The sequence below is a fragment of the Maribacter sp. 4G9 genome, from assembly GCF_002742265.1.
In the GTDB taxonomy this organism is placed as follows: Bacteria; Bacteroidota; Bacteroidia; order Flavobacteriales; family Flavobacteriaceae; genus Maribacter.
The window spans coordinates 1-7,126 of record NZ_MDGL01000115.1; the positions used below are offsets into that span (position 1 = coordinate 1).

At 39.4% G+C, this 7,126-nt stretch carries 8 protein-coding genes and 2 pseudogenes; 7 read left to right on the forward strand and 3 right to left on the reverse strand.

Translation table 11 applies throughout. The features are described 5' to 3' along the window. The 3 genes and pseudogenes from BFP75_RS11050 to BFP75_RS11060 form a co-directional block, all read left to right on the forward strand. Positions 1–173: pseudogene (locus BFP75_RS11050) on the forward strand (IS66 family transposase); the annotation flags it as partial. A 459-nt stretch (positions 174–632) separates the two neighbouring features. Further along, a complete protein-coding gene (locus BFP75_RS11055; protein ID WP_099545454.1) occupies positions 633–932 on the forward strand; it encodes a type II toxin-antitoxin system RelE/ParE family toxin in 300 nt (99 codons plus the stop codon). Positions 933–937: 5 nt separating this feature from the next. Next, positions 938–1,222, forward strand: coding sequence for an addiction module antidote protein (locus BFP75_RS11060; RefSeq protein ID WP_099545455.1), 285 nt, complete (start codon positions 938–940; stop codon positions 1,220–1,222). 159 nt (positions 1,223–1,381) lie between these two features. Here BFP75_RS11060 and BFP75_RS21825 read toward each other — a convergent pair whose 3' ends face one another. Then, positions 1,382–1,519, reverse strand: a complete 138-nt coding sequence (locus BFP75_RS21825; protein WP_165776587.1) for a hypothetical protein — start codon at positions 1,517–1,519, stop codon at positions 1,382–1,384. A gap of 514 nt (positions 1,520–2,033) precedes the next feature. Here BFP75_RS21825 and BFP75_RS11065 point away from each other — a divergent pair. Next, positions 2,034–3,122: an acetamidase/formamidase family protein gene (locus BFP75_RS11065; protein WP_206073545.1), complete on the forward strand. Its 1,089-nt coding sequence runs from the start codon at positions 2,034–2,036 to the stop codon at positions 3,120–3,122. A gap of 324 nt (positions 3,123–3,446) precedes the next feature. Here BFP75_RS11065 and ltrA read toward each other — a convergent pair whose 3' ends face one another. Then, complete coding sequence (ltrA, locus tag BFP75_RS11070; RefSeq protein WP_099545457.1) at positions 3,447–4,718, reverse strand: group II intron reverse transcriptase/maturase; 1,272 nt, start codon at positions 4,716–4,718, stop codon at positions 3,447–3,449. 716 nt (positions 4,719–5,434) lie between these two features. Between ltrA and BFP75_RS11075 the strand changes: the two genes are divergently transcribed. The 3 genes from BFP75_RS11075 to BFP75_RS11085 all read left to right on the forward strand — a co-directional run bounded on the left by BFP75_RS11075 (position 5,435) and on the right by BFP75_RS11085 (position 6,654). Next, the gene (locus BFP75_RS11075) at positions 5,435–5,911 is read left to right on the forward strand and encodes a cupin domain-containing protein (protein WP_099545458.1); all 477 of its coding nucleotides are present in this window, start codon (positions 5,435–5,437) and stop codon (positions 5,909–5,911) included. A gap of 223 nt (positions 5,912–6,134) precedes the next feature. Then, on the forward strand, positions 6,135–6,374 hold the full coding sequence (locus BFP75_RS11080) for a type II toxin-antitoxin system ParD family antitoxin (RefSeq protein ID WP_099545459.1): 240 nt from the start codon (positions 6,135–6,137) through the stop codon (positions 6,372–6,374). Then, positions 6,367–6,654 (forward strand): type II toxin-antitoxin system RelE/ParE family toxin, encoded by a 288-nt coding sequence (locus BFP75_RS11085; RefSeq protein ID WP_099545460.1) that lies wholly within the window; start codon positions 6,367–6,369, stop codon positions 6,652–6,654. The genes BFP75_RS11080 and BFP75_RS11085 overlap by 8 nt, the downstream gene beginning before the upstream one ends. A gap of 109 nt (positions 6,655–6,763) precedes the next feature. Here BFP75_RS11085 and BFP75_RS22390 read toward each other — a convergent pair. Continuing rightward, positions 6,764–7,126, reverse strand: a pseudogene (locus tag BFP75_RS22390) (IS1182 family transposase); the annotation flags it as partial.

Here is a 7,126-nt window from a genome sequence, read left to right on the forward strand (position 1 = left end):
AAGCGATTCGAAATGTCAAGGTAAAACAAAAAATATCGGGCCAGTTCAAAAACCCCAGAAATGCTCAGAATTTTGCCAAAATCCGATCCGTAATCGATACCACCATCAAAAACGGAATGAACGTGATTCAAGCATTGAACCTAATCGCTAAATTTGAATTTCAAGTAGACTGATTAGTTACCCTATTTATTTTCTGTAAGGCTGGCGTCATTCAGGTGGCAAGAACTTTATTTGGGCTTATTTACGGAACTTGGGAAGCTGCATACAAATGATAAGGGAAATGTACAATAGGCACAACCTAGAGGCAGAATACCGATAGTGTATGTAGTGGCAGACTAATCCGTAGTAGTGATGAAGTTTCTGTAATGGAAATGGAGCGAAGGGATTAGCTAATTTGGAACACAGTTTGCCAACTTGAAAGAGGATGAGCCTATATTTGTTACAAATTAGAAGAGCCGTGTGAGGGGAGACTTTCAAGCACGGTTCTGTGAGAGGCTTGGGGTGAAATTCCCCTTGTCTACTCGATCACGAAACCGTTGTGGTGCATTATCCCACTTTACCGAAAAACTTCACAAGACGGTATTAAATTCAAAAATATAATGTAATTTTGTATCCAAGTAGATACACTTTTTATGTATTTTATTGAGAAAACGATTGAATTCGATAAATGGATTAGAAAACTGAAGGACTTGAAAGCCAAGGCGAAAATCCTATTCAGAATTCAAAAAATTGAAAACGACGGACATTTCGGCGATTGTAAACCTGTTGGCGACGGAATAAGGGAATTGCGCGTGAATTTCGCAAAAGGTTATAGAGTATACTTCAAGGAAAAAGACGGAAAAATAATTGTTCTGCTGATTGGTGGAGATAAATCAACCCAGCAAAAAGATATTGCGAAAGCAAAAGAAATCTGGAAAAAATTAAAGAAATAGAAAATATGGGAACTTCAAAATTTGACATAGCTGATTATTTGGACAGTAAGGAAATGATTGCCGAGTATCTCAATACAGTTCTGGAAGAAGGAGATAACGCAGATGTAATCAATGCGATCGGACATATTGCAAAGGCGATTGGAATGACCAAAATAGCAGAGGAAACAGGATTGAGCAGACCGAGTTTGTACAAAGCTTTATCGGACGGAGCAAAACCTCAATTTGCGACAATAATGAAAGTTTTGAAAGCGATTGGAGGCCAAATCCAAGTGAATCCAATGTCCGCCTGAAAAATTAACGACACCACAATCGAGTAGACGGCCGTGAACTATAAAGCCCACGGTGCGCCCCTCACACCACTCCCGAAGTTTCGGGATACGGGTCTCGTATACGGCGGTTCATAAATCATCAAACCAAAGCTCTTTTCACCCTTGGCACTATCCTCTAATTTAGGCATAGGCTACCACTAGTGCTCCTATGCGAATTTTGAAGAGAATTACGTTCAGTCCTTCCTTACTCGTGAGACCTCTAGGGTACTGCCATAGCTCGTTTCTCGTAAGTACTATGACCTCTGCTGACTTCTCCATATAGCTACACGTAACTTTGGAGACCTCCCCAGGTAATGACATCTTCTTTCTCCCGATAACCGCCGTATCTACATACTTACCCTTTTGGTAATCTTAGGGCGTTACAATGATGTGCTTGCTTACCCAAATAAATATGCCTCTGTATACGGTTCCTGTTCAGCCTGTCCTGAGCGAAGCCGAAGGGTCAGTACCGGGTTTTGTGGTCCCGCTTCCTTCAGATATGACCTCACGGTCACCACCCTTGCGACTTACTAATGGCCCAAGGCGTTACCCCCGCCCATAAGGGACTTGCACCCCCTAGATGAATTATTTACCTTTCGATAAATAAAAGATGCCCATGCTGGGCACACACAATGTATATAAAACATAGCTATTATAGGCTTTAACAAAGGTTTTTGTGTATTTGTGAAGACCGCCAAATTTTTAAATTTGGCTCGTGTATAACCCGAAACGATAGCGTCTTTTTAAACGCTACGTTTCATATACGGAGACGTTGGCATTAATAAACTCAACCATGAAAATAGAACTAAATTCCTTAACTTTAACTACTCATTCATTCTTAAATTTCTTCGATATGCAAACCAATAAAAGTCTCCAACTATGTATAGTTTTATTATTAATTTTTTCCTGTAAAAATGAAACACAAACTAAAGTTGATTCTGAAATTAAAGTTGTAAAAGAGATCAAACCTCAATATACACTAACTAAGGACCAAACACACAATAAATTTAGCAGCACTATTGAACCTATATTGAGAGTGAAATCTGGTGCTATAGTTGAAGCATTTACGGAAGATGCATTTGATGAACAATTCGATATAAACTCTACAGTTGAAGATCTTAAAAATTTTAATCTAGACCTTGTGCATCCGCTTACTGGACCTGTTTATGTTGAAGATGCAAAGCCAGGAGATGTTTTAAAAATCACTTTACATGAAATTGAGGTTGGCGATTGGGGCTGGAATGCCATTGTTCCTGGATTTAGTTTCGTTGCAGATTCTATTGAAGGATCATATTTAAGAACTTATAAATTAGGAAAAGATGTTACTCATGTAAATTTTAAAGACAATATTAGACTTGAATTAAACCCATTCCCAGGAGTCATGGGAGTTGCACCAGCAACCCCAGAATTATTGTCTACCATTCCACCAAGGGCCAATGGAGGAAATATGGACGATCCAAACTTGACTAAAGGTACTACAGTATATTTTCCAGTTTTTGTTGAAGGCGGCTTATTTTCTATTGGTGATGGGCATGCTCTACAAGGTCATGGTGAAGTTTGTGGTACTGCTATAGAAGTTCCTTTACGTGTAATTTATGAAATTGAATTAGTAAAAAACAAAACCATAAAAGAGCCTCAATATGAAACTGACGATTATTATGCAACAACAGGTTTTGGAACAACTATAGATGAAGCAGCTAAAAAAGCCACATTATACATGATAGATTATTTGATGACTGAATATAAACTTACTCAGTTAGAAGCTTACGCTCTTTGTTCTTTATCTGGTGATTTAAAAATTGCTGAAACTGTTGATGTTCCTCATATGCTAGTGACTATGCATATATCCAAAAATCTTTTTGAAGATGATAAGAAAGAGTAGTTTAACTAATTATACACAGAACTATTAAAGTCGTTTTTATACAGAATTTATTAACAAGCATTCGAGAGTGAGAAGTTCATCAAACTGCCAACACTTATGTTATATTTAGTACCATGCGTAACTTCAAAAAAGATATAAGATATTGTTCGAATTGGTTATTCATTAATAGAGGAATTCAATATAAATTAAGGATATATTAGTCTTGATAAATAATATACTAATGCCAATCGAGTAGACGGCCGTGAGCTATAAAGCCCACGGTGCGCCTCTCACACCACTCCCGAAGTTTCGGGATACGGGTCTCGTACACGGCGGTTCGTTTTATCAGAACTTTACACTAAGGTAGTACGCTAGCATACTTTCATAACCTCTTTTTCTTAGGCGTTTTTCAGTAATAGTAGTTCTAAGTATAGGGCTTTGGGCTACCGCCCAGCCTCCCATCCTTGTTCTACTCCAAGCATACGCTTGATCCTGTTTTATACCTAAGCCAATGAGATTCTTGCGTTTGCGCTCTGGTTTCTTCCAATCGTGCCATATACAGTAGCGTAGTCGGTTCCGTAACCATTCATCCAGCTTTTTAAGTTTGGTATGTATATTTCCTAATCGGAAATTGTTCAACCACCCTTTATAGATGGGTTTTAGCCGTTGTAACCTTTCTACTAATGACAATGGCAGCGTTTTCTTGGTAAGATACCTGAGCTTGCGTTTAAGTGTTTGCCAAGCCTGTTCGCTTACTATTAACTGATAATGACCCTTTACGCCTTTCTTATATACTGGCGTAAACCTATAACCCAACAACTTGAATGTAGAGGGTCTGCGAATACCGCTCTTTGCCCGGTTGACTGGTAAGTCCAGTTTCTCTTTTAGAAAAAGAAAAACCTCGTTACCTATCGCCCGTGCTGCTGCTTTTGATTTAGTGTAAATACTGAAATCATCGGCATAGCGGATAAACAGCAACCCTCGTGCTTTTAGATGTTTGTCCAATTGGTCCAACATGATGTTAGACAGTAACGGACTTAATGGGCTGCCTTGTGGCAATCCTTTCCTGCGCTTATGCAATCGCCCATTCTTTAAAATGGGCGCACGAAGCCATTTGCGGATCAGCCATAAGGTGGTCGGGCACTTGACCTTGTTATAAATAAGCTGAAGTAGTTTATAGTGTTGTACTTCATCAAAGAACCTTTTAAGGTCGATATCTACTAAATCTTGGTAACCATCATTGATGTACCCTTGACTTTTTAGTACGGCCTGTTGAAGGTTCTTCCTTGGGCGGAAACCGTAGCTCTCCATCTCGAAATCCAGTTCGAAATGAATCACCAGTTGTTGGCTTACCGCTTGTTGAAGCCATCTATCCACTACCGTCGGCACTCCCAGTAATCGGGACTTGCCATTCGGCTTGGGTATCTCTACCCCTTTGATAGCTTGTGACCGGTAGCTTTTGGAAATAAGCTGATGCACCACTCTTGAGCGGTGGGCATCTATAAATGCTTTTAACTCGGTTGTGGGCATCCCGTCTATTCCTGCCGAACCTTTATTGCGAACTACCTTTTTACAGGCATCACTAAGGTTTCTAGCGGCTACTACTTTTGCTATCATTTGTACTGTTCTTGTCCTTCTAGGTATAGGCTATCGGATAAACCGGTTCCTATACGAATCCAGACGTGATTTAACGTTCGGCCCTTCCTTACTTGTGAGACCTCTAGGGTAATGCCCTAGCTCGTTTCCTGTAAGTACTATGACCTCTGCTGACTTCTCCATTGAGCTACACGTAGTTTTGGAGACCTCCCCAGGTAATGGCATCCTCTTTCCCCCGATCCCTGCCGTATCTACATTAATGCATCTTTTGTACTCGTTGGGCGTTACAATGATGTGCTTGCTTACCCATGCATAAATGCCTCATATACGGTTCCTGTTCGTCAGTACCGAGTTTTGTAGTCTCGCTTTCTTCAGGTGTAACCTCGCGGTTACCACCCTTGCGACTTACTAATGCTTCCAGACGTTACTCCAGCGCATAAGGGACTTACACCCTCTAAATAAATCCTTATATTGCTATAAGATAAAGATGCCCATACTGGGCACACACACCGTGTATAGCTCATTGCGGTTGAATTCCTAATCGGAATTCATTGCAATTTGCTATCTTTCGGTTACGGCGGAATAACACTGCGTATGATTCCGCAACAAGCCATACACAAACACGATGGAATACATTCAGCAAAAGCTGACCAAAACAGCTCCGCAACTGCGATTAGCAGGTCGTTGTATGCAAGCTAAAACATCGAAAAAAAATAATCACTCTAAAGACATATTAAATGAAAAACTCAATCCTAGCCCTGTTTATTTTAGCCTCATTATCGGGATTTGCCCAAGATTCTGAATATAACGTTTCCTCTTATCTTACAGAGGGTACAAAAGCACCAAATACGCATTACATTGGAGAAGCTTGGTTAAATGCCATTATTCACGATGATACTGAATTAGGTTATAATATAACAAAAGCAACCTTTAAAGCTAACTCAACCTTGGATTGGCATAAACATAGTTCTGCACAAGTCTTAATAATTGTAGATGGAGAAGCATATTATCAAGAAAGAGGAAATGAACCCGTAATTCTGAAAGAAGGTGATGTGATTAAATGTGAAAAAGATATCGAACACTGGCATTCCTCAACCAAGGTTAGTGATGTAACCTATTTAGCTCTATATGGTGGTGGACAACCAACAACTTGGACTGAAGTACTAACACAAGAATATTACGATAAAGTTGCTGAAAAGCTGAAAAGCGACTAATTATTGCGAAGTATACTCGAATTAAAATATGCCAGCGTACAACAACGTTAATAATCCATTGCTCGTTTAGTCATTTAAGTGAAACTTTGTATTTTAACAGTGTATCGATTCCTACTCTGAAAAATCGGAGATTTTTCGCCGCAACGAAATCATACACGAACACATTGGCAACAATTTGGGTATGATTCGAATTTGGTGTATATTTACATCAAATAAACAAATTATGGCAAGACAAAGTATATCATTTACAAAGCCAAACGATGAATGGCTCAAAACTCAAGTGGATAAGAAAGAATATTCAAGTAAGAGTGAACTCGTGAACGACTTAATTAGACAAGCTCGAAAACAACAAGTTGAAATTAACTGGATTCGCGCTAAATTGGAAAAAGCCGAAAATAGCGGATTTACAAGTAAAAGTAAAAATGAAATTTTAGCGCAATCAAAGTCTTTGCTTAATGACTAAATATAGATTAAGCAATGAAGCGAAAAATGACTTGATACGGATTCATCATTACGGTGTGAAAAAATTTGGAATGACTCAAGCGGACAAATACTTTGAATCATTTTTTAAATATTTCGAAATAATTACTCAAAGACCTTTTTCATTTGAATCGGTTGACTACATAAAAAAAGACTACAGACGCTGTGTTTGTGGAGTTGATAGCATTTATTTTAAAGTAAATGAGGATATTGTAGAAATAATGGCAATTGTTGGAAGACAAGATTTAAATGAAAAACTGTAACCTGAATTAATAAAAACTGTTGCCAACAAAGGTAACCGTTGCACAAGATATTAATCCGTGAAAAAATGGATCCGTACAAGCCTCTTTACGGGGCTTTTTTTGGTCCGCCTTAGATTGGCAGCGCTAATCTTGGATGCCTTACAAAAGCACCGAACAACGGTTCAAGGGCACTTTTGGCCCATCTTGCCAAAGCTGGTGTCATTACCCCGCTTTCTGCCCGTTTTTGGTCGAATTTCAGGTACTTCTTCAAATTATAGGCAATGGCAGATAGGTGCATCACCTTGTTCGCCTGCCGTTTGCCCTTCATGTACCGGCCCTGTGGGCTCTCCACCCTTGCAATGTTGCGTTCGTATTCCTCGCGATAATAGGTGACGCTGAACTTCTTCTCCTGGGCACTTTTGCCCAAACAACTCCTGCGCAGTGGGCAATCGGTACAGACATGCTTTCTTGCCCTATATTCCTTCTTTTTCGT

Coding starts and splice junctions, on each gene's coding strand:
- BFP75_RS11065 (WP_206073545.1), top strand. CDS start 2,034: ATGAAAATAGAACTAAATTCCTTAACTTTAACTACTCATTCATTCTTA.
- ltrA (WP_099545457.1), bottom strand. CDS start 4,718: ATGATAGCAAAAGTAGTAGCCGCTAGAAACCTTAGTGATGCCTGTAAA.
- BFP75_RS11075 (WP_099545458.1), top strand. CDS start 5,435: ATGAAAAACTCAATCCTAGCCCTGTTTATTTTAGCCTCATTATCGGGA.
- BFP75_RS11060 (WP_099545455.1), top strand. CDS start 938: ATGGGAACTTCAAAATTTGACATAGCTGATTATTTGGACAGTAAGGAA.
- BFP75_RS11085 (WP_099545460.1), top strand. CDS start 6,367: ATGACTAAATATAGATTAAGCAATGAAGCGAAAAATGACTTGATACGG.
- BFP75_RS11055 (WP_099545454.1), top strand. CDS start 633: ATGTATTTTATTGAGAAAACGATTGAATTCGATAAATGGATTAGAAAA.
- BFP75_RS11080 (WP_099545459.1), top strand. CDS start 6,135: ATGGCAAGACAAAGTATATCATTTACAAAGCCAAACGATGAATGGCTC.
- BFP75_RS21825 (WP_165776587.1), bottom strand. CDS start 1,519: ATGGAGAAGTCAGCAGAGGTCATAGTACTTACGAGAAACGAGCTATGG.